This window comes from Ruegeria sp. CG4 (genome assembly GCF_056537185.1).
This window is the reverse complement of sequence record NZ_JBQFRB010000004.1, coordinates 45,963-66,335: the sequence shown is the minus strand read 5'-3', so window position 1 is coordinate 66,335 and position 20,373 is coordinate 45,963. Positions and strand designations below refer to the sequence as shown.

Genomic DNA, 20,373 nt, shown 5'->3' with positions numbered 1-20,373 from the left:
TTCACGAGTGCCAGCGATCAAACAGTTTGCGATAGAAATCTGGGGTGCTCAAAAAAACAGGCTGGTAACGGGGTTCACCTGAAAATAAGGTGATCAGACAGCTTACTCGGGAGAGATGCCCAATATGACTCCATTTGCGATCGCCGGCGTTCAGATGCACGTCGCAGCGCTTCATTCGAACGTCGAGGCGATGCGCCACCGTATTGAAATCCTGATGGCCCGGTTTCCATGGACTCAGATGGTTCTGTTTTCCGAACTTGCGCCCTATGGGCCACTGGACCGTTTCGCGCAGCCCTTCCCGAATGACGCTATATTGCAGTTTCAGGAGGATGCGCGCCGCTTCGGTATTTGGCTGATCCCCGGGTCGATGTTCGAAAAGACTGAAGATGGGCGTATTCTGAACACGTCTGTCGTTATCAATCCCGACGGCGAAATTGTCGCCAAGTATTCGAAGATGTTTCCCTTCCGCCCGTATGAGGCCGGGATTTCGGCCGGGACAGATTTCTGTGTTTTTGATGTCCCGAATGTCGGGCGCTTTGGCCTTTCCATCTGCTATGACATTTGGTTTCCGGAAACGACGCGGCAACTGACCAGTCAGGGCGTCGAAGTTCTTCTTCACCCGGTCCTGACCGGGACCACTGACCGCGAAGCGGAACTTGCCATTGCAAGGGCGACCGCGGCGCAGTTTCAGTGTTACGTCATTGACGTGAATGGCCTGGGGGCCGGTGGTGTCGGTCGTTCGCTGGTGGTCGACCCATCAGCAACGGTGTTGCACCAGTCCGCCGGACAGGAAGACATGTTCCCGATCGAAATCGATCTGGATCAGGTGCGGCGTCAACGGGAAACCGGTCTCAAGGGACTTGGGCAAGTTCTCAAGAGCTTCCGGGATCGCGACGCGGATTTCACGGTTTATGATCGCACTAGCGGTGCCGATGCTTACCTGAACACGCTCGGGCCGCTGGAAATTCCCCGGCAGGGCTCGGATCGCGGTTTGCTGGCATCCGACCCCAGAACTTCGATTGAAGAAGCGGAAAGAGATTTGCTGACGCCGCCTAACCTTTCTGTCTTACACGGAAAGACAGGTTCGGATTAATCGGATCAGGAGGCGGCACTGATCCGGACGCGACAGAAAGGAGGCAGGTATTGAACTTGCACTCGCAGAAGAAGAAGTTGCCGTCCCTACGAGATTATTACAGCGCCACGCAACTTCGCGCTGATCGATGGAGCGCCTTACGAGAGGCCGCTGAAGGCCTCGCCCTTCATGGCCGGGAAAAACGCCAGAGCCAGAAGCTGATGGCGACGGCGGAGCATCTGTTTGATGTTCTGGAACCGATCGAGCTTTACTGGGCGTTCCCCGGAATCCACGCGTTTGAGCATCTGCGGCGTCTTCTGCAAAATGGCAATGTTCAGGATCTGTCGATCTGCGTTCGTCGTATTGCGCGGGCGCTGACGTCGGGCGCTTACCGGCGGCGGTCGATTCCGCTGTCTTCCGATGAAATAGACAATGAAGATTATGAAGACGAAGCCTCGCTTGCGCCAGAAGCCCGTGCATTGGGGCGGCCTTATTTCGAGGTGCTGATCGTCGACGATGTCACTGAACATCAGGAAAGATTCCTGCGGCAAAACCTGCTGCGCATGCGTCGGCTGGAAGATTCCTTCATTTATGAACCGGTCATTGTTCCGTCGCTAGAGGACGCCCTGATCGGGGTTCTGTTCAACTACAACGTTCAGGCCGTGGTGATCCGGCCGGGCTTGTCGCTCAAGTCGAAGATCGATCTTCCGATCCTGAATCAGTACCTGACGCGTGTCAGCGAGGACGAGGATGTTGACGGCCTCGACCCGCATGAATACGGACCGGAAGCCTGTCGGCTTATCGAGAAGATCCGACCCGAACTGGACGCGTATCTTGTCACAGACCGTTCTGCCGAGGATATTGCCGGGCTGGACCTGGGCCGCTGCCGACGCGTCTTTTACAATCAGGAAGACTTTCAGGAACTGCACCTCAACATCCTTCGCGGCGTCGATCGCAGATTCAAAACGCCGTTTTTCTCGGCCCTGAAGGAATATTCGAAACAGCCAACGGGTGTTTTCCACGCCATGCCCATCAGTCGCGGCAAGTCGATCAGCCGTTCGCACTGGATTCAGGACATGGGGGCATTCTACGGGTCGAACATCTTTCTGGCTGAAACATCGGCGACCTCGGGCGGGTTGGACAGCCTGCTGGAACCGCGCGGCCCGATCAAGGAAGCGCAGGACATGGCCGCCCGCGCTTTTGGGGCGAAACACACGTTCTTTGCCACTAACGGCACTTCGACGTGCAACAAGATCGTTGTTCAGTCGGTCGTTCGACCCGGCGACATCGTTCTGGTCGACCGGGATTGCCACAAATCGCACCACTACGGCATGGTTCTCGCCGGGGCGAGCGTCGTTTATATGGACAGCTATCCGCTGCACGAGCATTCGATGTACGGTGCCGTGCCGCTGAAAGAGATCAAGCACACCCTGTTGAAGCTGAAAGATGCCGGAAAGCTGGATCGCGTCCGGATGGTGCTGTTGACCAACTGCACCTTCGACGGGGTTGTCTACAACGTTCAGCGTGTCATGGAAGAGTGTCTGGCCATCAAGAAGGACCTGATCTTTCTGTGGGACGAAGCCTGGTTCGGTTTTGCGCGGTTTGACCCGACCTACCGCCAGCGTACCGCCATGGGGGTGGCCAACGTTTTGCGGCAAACGCTGCGCACGCCGGAAGCGGCCAGCGCCTGGGCGGCCCAGCAGGAAAAGCTTGAGGGTGCGAGCCATGAAAAGCTGCTCGGAACCCGGCTGGTTCCGCCACCCGATGCCCGCGTCCGCGTCTATGCCACGCAATCGACCCACAAGACCCTGACGTCATTGCGGCAGGGGTCGATGATTCACGTCAACGATCAGGATTTCAAAGGCGAGGTGGAGCAGGCTTTCCACGAGGCCTACATGACCCACACCTCGACTTCACCGAACTACCAGATCATCGCTTCCCTGGACGTGGGGCGCCGACAGGTCGAACTGGAAGGGTTCGAATTTGTGCAAAAGCAGATCGAGACAGCTATGTCGATCCGGCGCGCCATCTCGGACCATCCGGTTTTGCAGAAGTATTTCAAGGTGGTGACTGCCGGAGAAATGATCCCGGAAGAATACCGGGAAAGCGGCGTACAGGCCTATTACGATCCCGATCACGGCTGGGTCGACAAATGGACCATGTGGAGCCAGGACGAATTTGTACTGGACCCGACGCGCATAACGCTGGCCGTGGGTGGAACAGGCTGGGACGGCGACACGTTCAAGACCAAGATCCTGATGGACAAATATGGCATCCAGATCAACAAGACGTCGCGGAACACCGTGCTGTTCATGACCAATATCGGGACAACCCGATCCTCGGTCGCTTACCTGATCGAAGTACTGGTCGAAATTGCCAATGACCTGGACGAGCTTCTGGACGATGCCTCGAAAATGGAACGCAGGTCATTTGAAAACCGGGTCCAGGCTTTGGTCGAAGACGTGCCGCCGTTGCCGGATTTCAGCCGGTTCCACGATGCCTTCAGGGATGGATCAGATACGCCCGAAGGAGATATCCGGACCGCGTTTTTCCTCGCTTATGACGAGGACAACTGCGACTATATTCCGACCGATGACAAGCTGATGGCGCGGCTTGAAGCGGGTGAAGAGCTTGTCTCGTCCAGTTTCATTATTCCCTATCCGCCAGGCTTCCCGATTCTGGTGCCCGGTCAGGTCATCAGTCCGGAAATCCTGTCATTCATGCGGGCGCTGGACGTCAGTGAAATTCATGGTTTCCGCGAAGACCTGGGTCTGCGCGTGTTTACCCAAGAGGCCTTGGAGTCCGTCAAAAAATAATATCAGGGGAGAGGTTAAATGCCCAAGAAGGTACTCAAGAACATTTCGGAAATCCGTCGTTACTTTCACACGAATTCGGACCCGATCTACTTTGTCTCGGCGACCAATTTCAACCTGCTCGGTCTGGATGAATGGGTCAAGAATTTCAAGTACATCTGCTACATGGATTGCTTTGACGGACGCCATCCCAACGTTCTGGTTCCTTCCGAACTTCCCCATGACGAGTTTCAGTCGATCGAAGACATCAACAACTATCTGCTTCAGCACAAGGAAGTTGTCGATTACGTCAAGGCGCGCGGCGGCAAGCCGAAATTCGTTTTCCTGATGTTCGACGAAAAGACGGAAAAACTGGTTAAGGAACTGGGCGGCGAGGTCTGGTTCCCCAAGGCGAAGCTGCGTACCAAGATGGACAACAAAATCGAAACTGTCCGGGTCGGCAACAAAGCGGGTGTCCCGTCGGTTCCCAACACGCTGTCCAAGGTCGACAGCTATGACCAGTTGAAAAAGGTCTGCAAAAAGGCGGGGCTCGGCGATGATCTTGTCCTGCAAAGTGCGTTTGGAGACTCGGGCCACACCACCTTTTTCATCAAGTCCGAGGCCGATTTCCGCAAACACGAACATGAGATCGTGGGCCAGGGCGAAATCAAAATCATGAAACGCATCGATTGCCGGGGTTCGGCGATCGAAGCCTGCGCCACGTCCGAAGGCACGATTGTCGGCCCCCTGATGACGGAACTCGTCGGGTTCAAGGAATTGACCCCCTATCGCGGAGGCTGGTGCGGAAACGAGATTTTCTCGACTGCGTTCCCGCCGAAGACGCGCGAGAAAGCGCGGGAACTGACGTTCAAATTTGGCGAACAACTTCGCAAGGAAGGATATCGCGGCTATTTCGAACTGGATTTCCTGATCGACAAAAAGACCGGCGACATCTGGTTGGGCGAGCTCAACCCCCGGATCACGGGCGCGTCCTCGATGACCAACCACGCGGCTTTCGCGCATGCTGATGCGCCGCTGTTCCTGTTTCACCTGCTGGAGTTCTCGAAAAAGCCGTTCAACCTGGGTGTCGAAGAGCTGAACGCGCGCTGGGCCGATCCCGACATGATCGATTCCTGGTCGCAAATGGTGATCAAGCACACCGAGGACACGGTCGATATCATCACCAATGCCCCGGAATCCGGGATCTACAAGATGTTGCCGGACGGGCGGGTGGTGTTCGACCGGTTCGACTATCACCGGCGCGCGGTGGAAAGCGAAGACGAAGCGTTCTTTTTGCGGATATCGAATGTTGGCGACTACCGGTACGAAGGGGCCGATCTGGGCATCCTGGTCACACGCGGCCGGTCGATGACCAAGGGTTTTCAGCTTACGGCAAAGTCGAAGCATTGGATCAATGGCATCAAGAACGCGTTCTCGGCACGTCCGCTGCCATCGGCTCAGGCATTTGAGGATCCGGCGTTTAAGATTATGTAGAGTGCATGAAACTAACCTTTCGCGCCGTAGAAGAAAAGAAACCCGGACAGAAACTGTCCGGGATTTTCTCCGAATATCGAAATGCCTACCTTAAATGGTGGGCAAGCGAAGGGTTGTCATCACGCCCGACATATTCCGAGTGCCGTCATGCGCTGAAAACATATATGCCGGAAATGCTCGAGCCGTATGACATGCTGTGCGCCGCCTTTGGCGCCGGCGATCTGGAGGCGCGGTTCCTGAGCTTCTTTTGCCCGCCGCGCTATCTGGCGGGGTGCAGCCAGGCGATTTGGCAGGGGCCAGAACCGTTGATGGTGCGGAACTACGACTACAACCCGTCGGCCTTTGATGGAATTTTCCTGAAGACCGGATGGAACGGGCGTCCGGTCATGGGCACCTCGGATGGCTTGTTTGGATTGCTGGATGGCATGAATGATGCAGGGCTAACCGTTTCCCTGACATTCGGTGGCCGCCGCGCGGTCGGCGAAGGCTTTGGGGTTCCCCTGATCCTGCGATACCTGTTGCAGACATGTTCGACGCTGGAAGAGGCGAAAGAGGTTCTGCTACGGGTCCCGTGCCACATGAGCTACAACGTTACGGTCCTGAACCGGGACCGGCAGTTCTTTACGGCGTTTCTTGCACCGGACCGGCCAACGCTTTTCACCCATGCTGCTGTTTCCACCAACCATCAGGAGCGCGTGGAATGGAAAAGCCATGCACGCCTTACCGCCACGGTCGAGCGTGAGCGTTTCCTGCTGCATCGCCTAACTTTGCACCCAGAGACGAAAGAGGTTTTTGTCGGGTCTTTTCTGAAGCCGCCGCTGTATTCGCTGGCTTTCGATCAGGGGTTCGGAACCCTTTACACCGCAGCCTACCATCCCCACGACCTAACAGCTGAACTGCTGTGGCCGGGCCGGAGATGGAAAAAGAGCATTGGTCAATTTCACACGGACAGCCTGCAGGTCATTTACCCACGGGATCCGGTCTGAAACTTGACAGATCGGACAGGGCGGGCAGTTCCAATACGGTACCACTGATCCCATCATCTATTCAGTTTTGACCCGGTAGACGGTCACCTGTTTCGACCGGCCTTTCACATGGAAATCGCCGACATGTTCCAGCTGGAACGACGCGCTGAGACGTCGCGCAGTTGCGTCGCTGACCAGGATGTTGGTTGGCTCTTCTGTGGCAAGATCACCGGCCAAAGTCTCAATCCTCGCGCAGGTGTTAACCGTATCTCCGATCACGGTGTAATTCATCCGCTCGACCGCTCCGATATTCCCGACGATGAGCGGACCGGTGTGAATCGCAATCTTCAGTCCATAGCCAACTTTCGCCTCAGCCAGGGCGTGCTTGATGGCCACCGCTGCACGGCAGGCCCGCTCGGCGTGGTCGACTTGTTCCTGAGGAGCGCCCCAAAACGCCATCACGGCGTCGCCGATATACTTGTCGAGCGTTCCACCCTCGGCCTGGATGCAACGGTTCAAAATCGCGAAATGGCTGTTCAACATGTCGGCCGTGGCCTGCGGTGTCATCGTTTCTGACGCAGCCGTAAAGCCCACAATATCGGCGAACATGACAGTCAGCTCGACCTCGCGAGGCCTGACAACATCAGGGTCTCCGGAATTCAACAATTGCCGCACCAGAGTGCGGGGCAGATAGGTTTCAAACCAGCGCAGCCCATCGAGCATCTTGTTGAATGCCACGGCCTGCAGGTTTACCTCCTCAACGCGAGAGGGGGGAAGATAGTCGATCTGATCCAGATTGAGTTCGCTGATCTTGATGGCTTCTTCGGTTGATTTTTTGATTGGGGCCGAAAGCTTTCTGGCCAGCACAATCGCCGCAATCATTGACGCTATTAGGAACCCAATGCTGACAAAGGCAGTGTAGCTGAGGCGCTTCCATTGACTGCTCCAATCGCTTAGCGGGGAGTACTGGCCAATGACCCATGGTTCCAAACCGTACTCATCCAAAGTACTGGTCAGAACCAAGTACTCACCGGTTGCGTTCTCCACTACGTAGCCGTCAAAAGAGCTGTCGCCCCCCTGAAACTCGGGGTCTTGTTTTAGCACTTGCGAGATCACCGCGTCATCGAGCGCAGCGATTGAATGCAAAGGCGTGTCCGGACTTAAGGAACTTCCGGACAGGTTCAGCAGCTTCGGATGTGCCAGGACGCGGTTGTCGCCATAGAGAATGAAACCGGTCGCGCCGAATTTGCTGCCCAACTCATCGATGATGTCCGAGAAATGATGCACGGTTGAAGACACAAATATGGCACCCAGGAACACATCGTCCCGATAGGCCGGTACGGTGGCCGAAATATGCGTCCTGCCTTCTTCAAAAAACGGTTCGTTCCAGAACAGGTTCTCATAATTTTTGATATCTTCAAGATACCGCAATCGCCCATCCACCGGGGGCTCTGTGATGGTGACAAAGGAAATTCCGTCGGAATCGGCGATCTGACTGGTCACAAAAAGGCTGCCGTCCGGGTAAACAACGGCAAGGTCCGTCAGATAGGGGGCGGAGGCTGCGACGCCCTTGAAATATGCCTTCAGAAAGTCAGTGTTGGACAATTCGACGTCGCCCGAACTTGCATCTTTCTGGAGAGAGTTCGCCAATTCCTCGATAGGGGTCGTCAGGCTAACGACCCTGTCCTCAATTGACTCGACGATCATCGACGCTGAGGTGTTCCACAATTCAGTCGTGTTTTGAACATTGGCGTAGGTTGATACCAGAAGCACCGTACTGACCGAAAGCGCCACCAACCCGCCTATGGCCAGCGCCAGAAGCGTTGACATTCCAATTCGGACTTTTGATTGCGGGCCAGCTTTGGGCATTTGCTAAACTTGTAATGGGTAGGTGTCTGTTTTGACGAACGGTTTCTTTCAGGAATTACCGATGTCGAGCATGATCGCAAGACAGCGCAATGGATAGGGCTGTGTCGGCATCAAGGTCGAGCGTTGGCGTGAGGGCCACTTGACACGGGGCTAAAACTCTTTAATTGTCAAAAAAGACAATTTAACAGGATCTACCTAAATGGACTTCCTCAACACGTATGTCAGCGACTTCCAGATCAGCTATTGGGAGACGATGATCGACGACTGGTTTTTCGTCTTTGCGATCGGTTTTCTGGTGTTTGAACTTGCGCGTTACGCGATTGGCAAAAAGCTGACCTTCGAGATGGTGGGCGATACCGTCACCAACTTCATCACGCTGGGCTTCTTCCTTACTATCAATTTTGTTTTGATGGCCGGCTTCTACGTCGGAGCCTATGTCTGGGCGTCTCAATATGCGTTCTTTGACATCCCCACCACATGGGCTTCGTTCCTGATTGTGCTGATCCTCGCGGATTTGGCCTATTATTGGGAGCATCGTATCCTGCATCGGATAAACATCTTGTGGGCCACACATTCGGTGCACCACAGCTCACCCTTCTTCAACATTTCGGTAGCCTACCGGCATGGTCCGCTGGATGGGTTTTGGCCCTTGTTCTTTCATATTCCCCTGGTGCTTTTGGGCTTCAATCCATTTGTTGTCCTGGTCGCGGAATTGCTGGTGCAACTCTACCAGACCGCTTTGCACACCGAAGTCATCGGCAAGCTTTGGAAACCCATTGAATACATAATGAACACGCCGTCGCATCACCGTGTGCATCACGGGTCCAACCGCAAGTATCTGGACAAGAATTACGCCGGAATCTTCATCATCTGGGACCGCATGTTCGGCACGTTCGAAGAAGAAAAAGAAGAAGTCACTTACGGTCTGGTTACGCCGATCAATTCGGTCAATCCGTTTGTAGCCTTTTTTCATGGCTTTGCCCGCGCCTTTGGCGACGCCTGGCGAATGCCGGGGTTCCGAAACAAGCTGGGGGTTCTGTTTGGTCCGCCGGGCTGGCGACCCCAAAAACAAGGCGCCAACGCTTCGGCCAACCATAAACGGGGTTAACGCCATGCCTTCAAATACACAGCGAATCGCCGCGGCGCTGGTCACAACGGCCCTGTTCGTCGGCGGAGCCTGGATGGCCTCGGGATTTGGTACGGACATCCCCCGGACATCGGCATCCTCGACCGGTACGTCTTCGGACAGTGGGTTGGTTGTCAACCTGCACAGCGCGCGCAATGACAGCGGCCAGTTTGTTGTCATGGCTTTTGACAATGCGGCTTCCTTTGACGCGCTTGATTTCAGCACGGCGGTTGGCTACGTCACGCTTCCCGCCAGCACGGAACCGCAGCGCGTCGATTTCCCGGACCTGAATGACAACTACTACAGCGTGGTGGCTTTTCATGACGAAGACAGTGATTATCAGATGGGTCTCGATGAGAGTTGGACGCCAACGGAAGGCTATGCGGTTTCCGGGTTGAATGATCTCTACGATGACCCTGTATTCGAGTACTCACTGATCAGCCCGGGTATTCCGGTGGATCTGGCGTTCTTTTACTGGCCTGATCAGTATTTGACAGGTTGGTTCTGATCATCCTGCCGGTAGGTTATGGTTGTCTCGAACCGGGGCATTTCGGTGTGGTGACGCCGCTTTGCCCCGGGGTCGGGCTGCCAATCAGCGGATCAGGGCGCTACTCACTTTCCTCGGGTATCTGCGGGGCTTGCAAATGCCGAAAGGCAGGCGGCAAAATGCACATACGCCAGCTTTGCGCTTGATGAAAAATAGCTGGAAAAAGCATAGTTCCGGTATGCCAGACACTGGGCAGTTCAGAATAGTTGACGGTCTGTTTTAACGGATCCGCCCGGTTCGAAATTGAAGAGACGGAGAAATACCAATGGGGCGTCCCTCGGTTCAGAAACAGCGCAAAGCCGAAGTGCTGGATGCGTTCATGACGCTGGTGGCCCGTTTCGGGGTTGAGGGCGCAACGCTTGAGAGAATTGCGGAGGAATCCGGACTTAAGCGGCCGTTGATACGGCACCATCTTGGAAACCGGGACGAGATGGTACGCGCCTTGGCCCTGCATGTTGTGGAAGAACAACGCATCTCTTTGGAGAATTTGCGAACAGCTTTGCAGGATTATCCGGGGCTAATGAACTTTGTGGACGCCCTGTTCAGCGAGGAAAGCGAAACTGACACGCGATTGAACAACGCTTACCAGGCTTTGGTTATGGTCGTGGAACAGTACCCGGACCTCAGACAAATTCTGACGGGTGTTATGGCTGAGTTCTACGCGCTTGCCCGCCAAATCGTCCAGAAAGAGTATCCGTCGGCGGACCCGGAGGATGTCCAGACAGTGGCGCACGGAGTCGTCGACCTTTATCTTACGGCCGATGCCTTGTCGCCGCTGAACCCCCCGCCCGATTGGCGCCGATCGGCCTATCTGGGGGCTGTGAAGTTGGCGCAGTCGCTTGGAAGCCCTTGAAAGGAATAGCATCAAAATAGAGGGACGTTTTCGGGAATTCGGGTACCAGCTTACCAAAGTCAGGCACCGTATTCGTTGGTCGGGGCTGCTGATACCTGATCGTCCGATGAAGCATAAAAAATGCAAAGGCATTGCCCATTCATTTTTTGTGAGAAAACTGGGCCCGCGAACAATATATGTCAGACAGAAGAATTTGCACGAATGAGTCCCCATGCCCGAGATCAACACACCGCTGCTTAAGCAGATCCGCGATCGCTTTGCCCAGATCGACCATTGTCCGCAACAGGGACCCCGGATTTTCTTCGAAAACGCGGGCGGCGCGCTGACGTTGAACTCAGTGGTGAAAACCTCGCAGGACTATGCGGCCATTCCCGACAATCAGGGGCGCGACAATCCGGGCAGCCATGAACTGGTGCGCGTGATCAACACGGCCAAGGAAGATATGGCCGTGTTCATGAATGCGCCGGGCGGGCAGTTCTTTGTGGGCGAAAGTGGCACCGAATTGCTGTTCCGCCTGATCATGAACGCCTGTCTGGGCACCGGCGCGGGTCAGGTTCTGGGGACGACCCTGGAACACCCGGCCACCCGCAGCGCCTGTGACCGCTGGGCGCGTATCGCCGGTCAGAGCCATGTACTGGTCGCGCATGACAATGCCACCGGGACCGTGACCGCCGATGGCTATGCCGCGATGGTCACGCCCGACACCAAGGTTGCAACCATCGTTCATACCTCACCCGTCACAGGCATGGGGGTCGACGTGGCGGCCGTCGCTGCAACCATTCGGGCGGTTGCGCCCGAATGCTACATCATCGTCGACGGCATCCAGCACGCCGCGCATGGCCGGATCGACCTGACGGCCTATGACGTGGATGGTTATGTGATCTCACCCTACAAAGTATTCTCGCGCCATGGTTATGGGGTTGCCTGGATTTCGGACCGGCTGACGGCGCTGCCGCATAACAGCCTACTTGATGGCCCTGCCGACAACTGGGAGATGGGGACCCGCGATACTGGCTCTTACGCCACCATGTCCGATGTTGTCAGCTATTTTGAGTGGCTGGGCGAGCAGGTCAGCGACGCCACCGACCGGCGGGCCAAGTTCGTAGCGGCCGGTGAGGCGATTCACGCACAGGAAAAGGCGCTGACCGATGCGATGATCCACGGCACCGGCAACCTGCCGGGTCTAGCCGAGATGGAGAAGGTGACCATTCTGGGCGGCGTCGACAACCCGGCGCGCGAAGGTCTGGTGTCGCTGCGGGTCGAGGGTGTGCCTTCGGTCGATGTGGTGCGAATGCTGAACGAGCAGGGTATCCGAACGCATCTGCGCAAGGCAGATCACTACTCTGGCAACATCCTGACTCCGCTTGGCATGGACAGCTGTGTGCGCGTGTCAATGTGCCACTACAACAGCGTTGCCGAAGTCGCCCAGTTCCTGGGCGCAATGAAATCAATCGCCGCCTGAATCCGCAGGCGGGAACGCCCTTTGAAAACACATGCTTGGGCAGCAGTGATCGGTGCAGGCCTGGTTTGCGCCCGTTTGGGGCGCGGTGCGCTGGAATCAAGCCCTCAAAACGCCCGTATCTGACCTGCCTTCACCCCTTTGCGCGTTCGCTTTGTCCCATGGGCAACCGCCCGGCCACAGGACTATTTCAGTGCATTATTCGCCAGGAACCGGGCAAGGTTTGCGACGGCTCGTCCCCGGGCCTTGGCGATGTTGGTGCTGTTCAGCGGTTCGCCGATTGGCTCAACCAGTTCAAACAGCCCCGACCGTTCTCGCCCCCCGTCGAGCCGACCCAGGAAATACTGCCCTGAGACAAAAAAGGTGCCGTCGGCCCGTGCCACGAAGGATTCAAACCGCAGGTCCAGAATTCCTGCAGGCGGTTCCTCGAATGGCCACGGTGAGGATGCAATCCGAGTTCTGGTCAGGCCGGTAAGATGACGGGTCAGTTCCAGCGCAATCGCGCGTGAAGGTTTGTCCGCCCAGAGAACCGACCCTTCGGTAACCAGCAGACCGCCTTCGCCCTCGATCGAAATCTCGTCCGCCACGGCGTAACCGGGCAGTGATGGTTCTTTGATCTCAAGCGATGAAACGCCTATTCTGACACGGCCTTCCAAAGTTGGTTCATTGACTGAAACCCGGTCGTTCAGCCCGCCGCAGCCCGCCAACAGCACCAGGCTCAGGCACGTGAGGAATTTTTGTAGCGGCATGTCTATCGTCCCTTGATCAATATGCTTGGGTCGCGTTCCAGCGTTCGAAGCAGCGCCGCAAGGGCATTGGCCGCCTGCTGAATGTCGCGCAGCGCCGCTCGTGCATCGCGGCTGAGTGCTTCACCCTTGTTGAATCCACTGATGGTGGCAGATGCCTCGTCCATCAGTCTGCTGGCTCTCTCGGCCAGAGCGGGCAGTTCGCTGGTCGAGCTGGCAATCGCGTCGGCGGCATTGCGCGCCGAGGTCAGGGTTGCGTTAACGTTGTCGACCGCGCCACCCTCGCGCAAATCGACCAAAGCGGCGTTGACTTCGGCCAGTGTCGCATTCAGTTGCACAGGCAGGTCCTGAACGCCTTCGGTTTGAATGAGCTCATCCAATGTTGCGACAATCCCGGTCAGTTCGGTGACCAACTGGTCCAGGGGCAAAGCACTGGCCCTTGAAGCCAGAGTGTTCAGGCTCGACAACAGCTCTGGAAGGCCGGCAATGGATGTGTCCACGGATTCCATGGCGTTTGTCGCCGCATCCACGGCGCCGAGCAGGCGCTGTGTGACCTGCTCGGTCCTGAGTTCGGTCAACATTGCATCGACCTGATCCAGCAGTTTATTGATATTCCCCGCGACCGAGCGAACGTCGTCAGATTCAACCACGGCCGTGGCTGCCGCCAGCAGCTTACGCAGGTCTTCGGGCGTTTCCCGGATTGCGTCGCTGGCCACAAAAGCGCGGGCAGTGTCAAGAAACGCGACGGCGCTGGACATCAACTCTTCGACCGGAAGCGCCTGGATACGCGTCAGAACACGCTCGACCGAGGCTTCCCCCGACTGTATCTCGCTCTGAGTGGTGGGCAGGATTGTTATCCCTTCGGCGGTTTCATTCCAGTCGAACGGATCATCATCGGTGTTGTCGACAAATTGCACCTTCAAGCCACCGGAAAGCAGGCTGGCAGAAGCCAGTTGCGCGCGCATCCCCTCATCGGCCCGCGTTTTCAGAAACTCAAGCGCGGCAGCGGGTGAAACTTCATCTGGCAGGCCAAGACGCGTCGGTTGTATGGCCAGGACCGCATTCAGGCGCACCCGGTTGTCCCCGAAAGCTTCCTCATCAATAAGACCGATGACGCTGTTCACCGTTCCAATCCTCAGACCCGCCAGTTCAACGGGGGCGTCCACACTGAGGCCCGAGATGTTGTCGTCAAAGATCACACTGACAAACAGCTCATCGACCTGCGACTGGTTGAAGATGCTGTCCCGTGCGGCTTCGGAGTCTTCATAGACCTGGAACAATGTACCGTCAGATACGGCCGAGCCTCCTGAAACGAACGTGTCGAAGGTGATGCCTCCTGCCACGAGACTGGCTATGGAAGTGAAATCAACAGATGCCCCGGCGGCGCCGACGGAAATGCTGAAGCCGGACGTATCCCAGAACCGCGTCGTGTCATTGATGAGACGTTGGTGCGGATTGTAGATGATCGCCTCGGCCACTGCGAAATTTCCGCGCGGATCGATCGAGGCTTTGCCGACCCGCCCAACCTCGATGCCACGAAAAAGAATGGGCGCATCATCCGTCAACTGGCCACGGGCCGAGCTGCGCAAGGTCAGTTGCAACCCCGGCTTGTCTGCCCGGAACAAGGGCGGCTGCGGTCTGCCTTTGAAGAGTTTGGTCGGCTCGCCCGGATTCGCATCCCAGCTGCCTTCGATGTAGACGCCGCTTAGAACCGTTTCGAGTCCAGACACGCCTTGAGTGGTGAGTTCAGGCCGAACCACCCAGAACTGGGCAGAAGCATCGACATATGGCGAAATCTCCTTGCTCAGACGGATTTGCGCCTCGACGGCCTTAAGCCCTTCGGTCAGGCCGACTTTTTCGACCAACCCGACAGCCACGTCCCGAAAGCGCAGCTCGGTCGAATTTGCGACAAGGCCCGCGCCGTCCTCGAATGTGACATGAATTACCCGGCCCTGACTGGAAAGAGACTGCCAGGCAACCGCCAGCGCGACCGCAACCGCGGCAATCGGGATGACCCATATCAGCGATACACGGTCCCATATCCGGCGCGGTTGCTGTTCGATCGGTACATCGGGAATATCGTTCATTTGGCTTCCTGACGTTGGCGTGAATCCCAGATCAACCTTGAATCAAAGTTTTGGGCGGAGAGCATGGTGAATATCACCGAGAGTGCAAAAAAGAGACTGGCGGTGCCGGGTCTGATCGATGCCAGGCTGCTGAGCTGAACCAGAGAGGACAGGATTGCAACTACAAAAATGTCGATCATCGACCAGCGCCCCACATATTCCACGACCTCGTGCACCAGTCGGAGCTGCGTCATGGAGAGTGAAGACCGGCGGGATATGCTGAGCGCCAATAGGGCGATGGCGGCAAACTTGCCCAACGGAATGGCGACGCTGGCCAGCAGGATTATGGCCGCAATTCCGAATGCGCCGTGATGGATCAGATCCACGGCCCCACCCACTATGGTGTCTGCTTGCCGGGTGAAAAGCGTGCGTGTTTCCAGCATCGGGTACAGATTTGCCGGGATGTACGCCATGACGCCGACCAACCACCATGCCCAAACGCGCTGGATCGCCAATTCATCACGCGACCGGAGCTTTCGCCCGCATCTTTGACAGGTGCGGGTTTCGCCCAGGCGATGCACCTTTGTGCAGGATCGGCAGGCGACCAGCCCAAGCTCGCGCGCGCTGACTATTTTCTGGGATGAATCAGAGAGTTCCATACAGACCATCTACACAGAAGACTGTCCTGCACGATGACGAGCAGGACAAGTGCGGTGAACATCCAGAAGGCGGCGCCGAACTGAATTTCGGCGACGTCAGCAACTTTGGTCAGCGCAACGGCGCAGCCCAACACAAAGATCTCGGCCATGGACCAGGGGCGCAGCGCTTCGACCCATCGAAACGCGGGCTTTGCCCCGGGCAGCAAGGGGCGTTCCAGCACGATCGGCAGCAAAACATAGATGCTGAGGACTGCGCGGGCCAGCGGGATCAGAACGATCAACAGAATCATGGCCAACACGAGAGGGCCGTAAATGCCGCCCTGGAACGCCAGCGCGGTGCTCATGATCGACACCGAGTTGTGAACGCCACCCGCCCTGACGGTGAGAAACGGAAAGAACATTGCAGCGACCACAAGTACAGCGACCGAAATAGCCAGGGCAATGATCTGCATACCGGCCTTCCGCTTCGGAGTAATGAGCACAGTGTGACATCTGGCGCATCTGGCACGCTCGGCGAATTCGGGCTTAACCAGCCGAAATGCGGCATCACAGTTCGGGCACACGATCACATCCGTCGAGGTGACAGGTTCATGAGACGCGTTTGTTATTTGACCTTCTCCCCCAATGCTTGCCTTGGGACGGACCAAAAAAGGTGCACCTAGGATGTGTGCTTTAGATCATATTGATTTATCCTGACAGATGTTTTTTTGAAATCGGTCAACTTAAATCACTTGGTCAGCTTTCGCGGCGCTGACTTTGAACACGACTGCGTGGATAGGCTGATGCCTTTGCCATGAGGCCGATGTGCCTGTCTTGTCAATCGAGCGGCGTCTTCCCGCTGTTCTCTCCGGGACGACTTGCGCAGGTCCGCGGATATGACTATGCGCGCGTTTGAAAACCTTGCTGAAGTCGGCAAGAACAGTGTCTCAGAAGAATGCGGCTCGCATAGTGCCAAACTCCTCTGAGCGGTCCAGGTTCTGGTGATTGACCGGGTGCTGTTCGCTGATTTTCACAGGGTTTTTTGATTTCTCTCGCAGACCCGGTGATAGTCATCCCATGGCACGACAGCTACTTCCATTGGCGGCCCTTCTTCTGGGGTCTGGTTTTCTTCTGCTTGCAGGGGGCATGAACAGCCTGATTCTGCCCGTACGTGGAGAACAGGAGGGGTTTTCGGCCGCCTCGCTGGGTCTTCTCGGGACCGGATGGGCGATCGGTTATGTCCTTGGGTGTTTGCAGACGCCGTATTTGGTGGCGAAGGTTGGCCATGTCAGGTCCTTCGGCGTTATGTGCGCCCTGGCGGCGATCACCGTGTTGCTTTCGCTTCTTCTGATGACACCCTGGGTGTGGATTCCGCTTCGCGCGGTCTCTGGGTTCTGTTTTGCCGGCGCGGCGATGATTGTAGAAAGCTGGCTGAACGAAAGAACCGACAGCACATCGCGGGGGCGGGTTTTCGGAATATACACAATGGTGAACCTCGCCGCCTCGACCGCTGGTCAGATGCTGCTCGTGACGGGTGATACCTCGGGTTATTTCTTCTTTGTTCTGGCGGCCATCGTCTACTGCGCCGCGCTGCTGCCAACTGCCATTTCTGCCGGGGCAACACCTGCCGCGCTGGTCAGCGTATCACTTGATTTGCCGGGGCTGTGGCGAAATTCGCCCGTGGCCGTCTTTTCGGTATTCATGGTTGGTATTTCCAACGCGGCTTTCGGCACGCTGGCTGCCGTATATGCATCGCGCGTCGGGCTGGATGTTTCAGGTATCGCGTTTTTTGCCAGCATTCCGATCCTGGCGGGCGCTTTGGCTCAGATTCCTGTGGGCGCTCTTTCTGACCGTTTTGATCGACGGGTGGTACTGATTGGCGTGGCTGTCATCGCCCTGGCAGCCGATGGGCTGTTTGTTCTGTTTGCCCCAACGGAAGAATGGGCACTGCTTCTGCTGATCGCAGTTTTCGGCGCGACGGTGTTCTCGATGTATCCCGTGATCGTTGCCCATGCCAGCGATCATGCGGCACCGGGGGCTTTCATTCAGGTCAGTGGTGGCCTGCTTCTGGTCTATGGCATTGGGTCAATCGTCGGACCCACGATTGCCGGATTCGCGATGACAAACGTAGGAACAAGCAGCCTGTTTGTCACAACAGGTTCTGCGCATGTTCTGCTGATCCTGTTTGCAGTCCTGAGGATCAAGATTGCGCCACCGGTTGCCGAAAAGGATAAGGTTGCCTTCCAGCCTGCACCGCTACCCCGGGCCGCCACGCCGGAAACCGCCAACCTTGCCTCCGAAGAGAATGCCGTCGCCGGGGAAAACAGGGAACTTTAGGGTTCGAAACCGCGGCGGTGTCTCCCGCTACAACCACTTTGACATTTTGAAGACAATGTAAAGTGCGGCACCAATCGCGAGCGAAGCAAGGGTCAGCGCCCAAAAGGCCAACGGGGCGCTTTGACCCGGCATTCCCGCCACGTTCACGCCGAACAAACCTGTCAAAAACCCCAGAGGCAGAAATATGGCCGCAACAACGGACAGAAGATAGCCATTCTTGGCCATGGCATTGGCATGCGCCGCGTCCATCTGATCCTGTAGAGCCGCCAGCCGGTCCCGGCTTGCATCCAGTTCTTCCAGGATGCGGCGCGTTCGGTTCGCGGTCTCGTGCACAAGGGTTGCTGCACGCTCATCCAGAATATCGCGGTCTGATGTCGACAAGGCGTCCAGTGCATCGCGTTGCGGGCTGATATAGCGCCGAAGCTTGATCACGGTTTGGCGCAACCGCGCAATCTGGCCCGAGCTCATCGATGCCCCGTCAAGGGCGGCGTCTTCCAAGGCGTTGGTTTCGTCCTCAAGTTCCAGCGAAACGGCTTCTGCACGTTTTGTCAGACCATAGGTGAGTTCCGCCAGAAATGCGCCGACGCTGGCCGGTCCTGTTCCCAGTTCGGCGGTCACCCGAATGGCATCGGCCGCCCAAACCCTGCGAACACGCGCGGAAATGACAGTGCTTTTCGTCGCCCAAAGCCGCAACGACACCATATCTTCCGGCGAGGCTTCGGGGTTCAGGTTGACGCCCCGCAGGTTCAGGATAAGACCGTCCTCATACGGATCGCAACGTGGCCGCGTTTCCGATTGCAGCAAGGCGTGCGCAGCGATCTCGGGCAGGTGCTGAGACGCCCACTGCTCAAGGCCCTGATCCGTGAGATCGAAATGCAGCCACCGATACGCATTCTGATCCTCCGGCACAGGCTCGGGCCAGGAAGATGTGACGGGGGTTGCGCGCCCGTTTGCGATGTCAAAAGCGCAAAGCGGAGTGACGGTTCGAGATGTCATGAACCTACTTTTCCCCCGCGATCGGTAAAGTCAACGCTAATAGAACAGCGCAACGTTGGATTGCTGCACTCAGAACTGCCGGTTTACTCTATCGGTGCAAGGCTTCTGAGAAAGGCGATTGCTGTCGGCGAGGTCGCGGCCAGAAAGTGACCAGGACTGTCACCATCGTCGATGCCGGAAAGGTCCACCACCTTGATGCCCTGCGCCCGTAGCACTTCCTGATCCCGTCCGGCGCCAATCCGGGTCGCGGCCCCACCGGACAGTCGACCGGAAACCGCCAGCAGCAGATCGCTGCTGTTGACAACGACGGTCATGTTCGACGGGCGCGGTTTGATCTTTTCCAGTTGCGCCATGAAGGCGGCCTCATCCACGTCTGGCGAGATCAGGATCACACGGTTCAACCGGGCAAGCGTGCTTGCCTTTGCCGTCAGCCCCAACTGGCGCAGAGCCTCCATGACAAGGAAGCCACCCATTGAATGCCCCACAATCGTGAGTTGGCCGGGTTGGTCACTGGCCAGGTCCACGATCAGCTTGGATAGCGTGTCACGGGCCGCCAACACGCTGTCCCGGTCGTAGAGGTAGCCCGACGGCGCACCGCTTGAAGGCCAGGAGAATTGGATTTGGGTCCCCTTCAACTCGTAGTCGTGCGCGATCTGGGCATGTCGAAACACGGCTTCGGGGAAACTTGTGTTGTAACCATGCACAAAGAGCGTGACGGGCCCTGGTTGCTTTTCTACCTGCGAACGAAAACCGGCCGAGCCGGAAAACGAGGCGTGGCGGGTCACGACAAAGTGCCGGGCGGAATCAGGCTTGCGATCGGGCCATTCGATGGCGCCAACCTTGTGCGATGGTGGAATAGAAACGTCCAGTTGACCAAATGACAACGTATCGGCCCGATCGGGGCCAAAGATATCGCTGTTCTCAACCCTGTTACGCATAGTGGCGTAATAGATCCGCTCAGTCTTTGCACTGGGCACTTCGTAAGAAAGCTGCACAAAAGTGGGCTCGGCCGCGCAAGCGGCCAGAAACACAAGAAAAAGCACTGTCCAGATTGCTTTCACGGGTACCTGCCTGACTTGGTTGTGGCGGGTTTGACCGCCGAAGGATTTGCTGCTCACCCAATTGTCGCTCCATTGGGCTGTTTGTGCCAAGACCCTCGGCACGTGCCGAAGCCGTTCTACGGACCGACGGCTACTCAAATCATTGAGGATAGTCGATACGCGCGCGGTGATACCCAAGATGGTTCATTTCATGTTCCTGGTAGAACAAAGGATATCGTACTGGCGTGGAGGCAAATCGAGGGTTGTCGTGTAGTAGAGCGGCTGGTGGTAATCCGATCACCTCTCACTGTGGGCACGATTCACCTCCACGGCGCCTGTCTAGTTAAAACTCATGCATCAGAAAATCGAAAAA

At 56.8% G+C, this 20,373-nt stretch carries 16 protein-coding genes; 9 read left to right on the top strand and 7 right to left on the bottom strand.

From position 1 onward, the window contains the following. Positions 1 to 124: 124 nt before the first annotated feature. The 4 genes from ACR0J2_RS12605 to ACR0J2_RS12590 are packed head-to-tail and all read left to right on the top strand — an operon-like array spanning position 125 to position 6,344. A complete protein-coding gene (locus ACR0J2_RS12605) occupies positions 125 to 1,093 on the top strand; it encodes a carbon-nitrogen hydrolase family protein (protein WP_170682689.1) in 969 nt (322 codons plus the stop codon). Between the two features lie 50 nt (positions 1,094 to 1,143). Next, on the top strand, positions 1,144 to 3,888 hold the full coding sequence (locus ACR0J2_RS12600) for an aminotransferase class I/II-fold pyridoxal phosphate-dependent enzyme (protein ID WP_480812770.1): 2,745 nt from the start codon (positions 1,144 to 1,146) through the stop codon (positions 3,886 to 3,888). 18 nt (positions 3,889 to 3,906) lie between these two features. Next, the gene (locus ACR0J2_RS12595; RefSeq protein WP_170611537.1) at positions 3,907 to 5,358 is read left to right on the top strand and encodes a biotin carboxylase; all 1,452 of its coding nucleotides are present in this window, start codon (positions 3,907 to 3,909) and stop codon (positions 5,356 to 5,358) included. A gap of 5 nt (positions 5,359 to 5,363) precedes the next feature. Then, positions 5,364 to 6,344 (top strand): C45 family autoproteolytic acyltransferase/hydolase, encoded by a 981-nt coding sequence (locus ACR0J2_RS12590; RefSeq protein ID WP_480812769.1) that lies wholly within the window; start codon positions 5,364 to 5,366, stop codon positions 6,342 to 6,344. A 57-nt stretch (positions 6,345 to 6,401) separates the two neighbouring features. Here the strand turns inward: ACR0J2_RS12590 and ACR0J2_RS12585 are convergent, their stop codons facing one another. Next, complete coding sequence (locus tag ACR0J2_RS12585; RefSeq protein WP_480812768.1) at positions 6,402 to 8,153, bottom strand: adenylate/guanylate cyclase domain-containing protein; 1,752 nt, start codon at positions 8,151 to 8,153, stop codon at positions 6,402 to 6,404. A 238-nt stretch (positions 8,154 to 8,391) separates the two neighbouring features. On the opposite strand from ACR0J2_RS12585, the gene ACR0J2_RS12580 reads away from it, so the two are divergent. From ACR0J2_RS12580 to ACR0J2_RS12565, 4 genes are all read left to right on the top strand, one after another. Then, a complete protein-coding gene (locus ACR0J2_RS12580) occupies positions 8,392 to 9,300 on the top strand; it encodes a sterol desaturase family protein (protein ID WP_480812767.1) in 909 nt (302 codons plus the stop codon). A 4-nt stretch (positions 9,301 to 9,304) separates the two neighbouring features. Beyond that, positions 9,305 to 9,826: a DUF2141 domain-containing protein gene (locus ACR0J2_RS12575; RefSeq protein ID WP_480812766.1), complete on the top strand. Its 522-nt coding sequence runs from the start codon at positions 9,305 to 9,307 to the stop codon at positions 9,824 to 9,826. A gap of 304 nt (positions 9,827 to 10,130) precedes the next feature. Then, positions 10,131 to 10,718: a TetR/AcrR family transcriptional regulator gene (locus tag ACR0J2_RS12570; protein ID WP_480812765.1), complete on the top strand. Its 588-nt coding sequence runs from the start codon at positions 10,131 to 10,133 to the stop codon at positions 10,716 to 10,718. A gap of 211 nt (positions 10,719 to 10,929) precedes the next feature. Further along, positions 10,930 to 12,180, top strand: a complete 1,251-nt coding sequence (locus ACR0J2_RS12565) for an aminotransferase class V-fold PLP-dependent enzyme (protein ID WP_480812764.1) — start codon at positions 10,930 to 10,932, stop codon at positions 12,178 to 12,180. A gap of 182 nt (positions 12,181 to 12,362) precedes the next feature. Here the strand turns inward: ACR0J2_RS12565 and ACR0J2_RS12560 are convergent, their stop codons facing one another. From ACR0J2_RS12560 to ACR0J2_RS12545, 4 genes are read right to left on the bottom strand one after another with little or no spacing between them, the layout of a single operon-like run. Then, complete coding sequence (locus tag ACR0J2_RS12560) at positions 12,363 to 12,926, bottom strand: PqiC family protein (RefSeq protein ID WP_480812763.1); 564 nt, start codon at positions 12,924 to 12,926, stop codon at positions 12,363 to 12,365. A gap of 2 nt (positions 12,927 to 12,928) precedes the next feature. Continuing rightward, a complete protein-coding gene (locus ACR0J2_RS12555; protein ID WP_480812762.1) occupies positions 12,929 to 15,010 on the bottom strand; it encodes a PqiB family protein in 2,082 nt (693 codons plus the stop codon). Then, positions 15,007 to 15,657: a paraquat-inducible protein A gene (locus ACR0J2_RS12550; RefSeq protein ID WP_170806815.1), complete on the bottom strand. Its 651-nt coding sequence runs from the start codon at positions 15,655 to 15,657 to the stop codon at positions 15,007 to 15,009. The genes ACR0J2_RS12555 and ACR0J2_RS12550 overlap by 4 nt, the downstream gene beginning before the upstream one ends. Continuing rightward, on the bottom strand, positions 15,618 to 16,100 hold the full coding sequence (locus ACR0J2_RS12545) for a paraquat-inducible protein A (RefSeq protein ID WP_480812761.1): 483 nt from the start codon (positions 16,098 to 16,100) through the stop codon (positions 15,618 to 15,620). Before ACR0J2_RS12545 ends, ACR0J2_RS12550 begins: the two co-directional genes overlap by 40 nt. A 604-nt stretch (positions 16,101 to 16,704) precedes the next feature. Between ACR0J2_RS12545 and ACR0J2_RS12540 the strand changes: the two genes are divergently transcribed. Then, positions 16,705 to 17,964 (top strand): MFS transporter, encoded by a 1,260-nt coding sequence (locus ACR0J2_RS12540; RefSeq protein WP_480812760.1) that lies wholly within the window; start codon positions 16,705 to 16,707, stop codon positions 17,962 to 17,964. A gap of 27 nt (positions 17,965 to 17,991) precedes the next feature. Here ACR0J2_RS12540 and ACR0J2_RS12535 read toward each other — a convergent pair whose 3' ends face one another. Both ACR0J2_RS12535 and ACR0J2_RS12530 read right to left on the bottom strand, forming a co-directional pair. Continuing rightward, the gene (locus ACR0J2_RS12535) at positions 17,992 to 18,960 is read right to left on the bottom strand and encodes a zinc transporter ZntB (RefSeq protein WP_480812759.1); all 969 of its coding nucleotides are present in this window, start codon (positions 18,958 to 18,960) and stop codon (positions 17,992 to 17,994) included. Between the two features lie 83 nt (positions 18,961 to 19,043). After that, positions 19,044 to 20,021, bottom strand: a complete 978-nt coding sequence (locus ACR0J2_RS12530; protein ID WP_480812758.1) for an alpha/beta hydrolase — start codon at positions 20,019 to 20,021, stop codon at positions 19,044 to 19,046. Between the last annotated feature and the right edge of the window lie 352 nt (positions 20,022 to 20,373).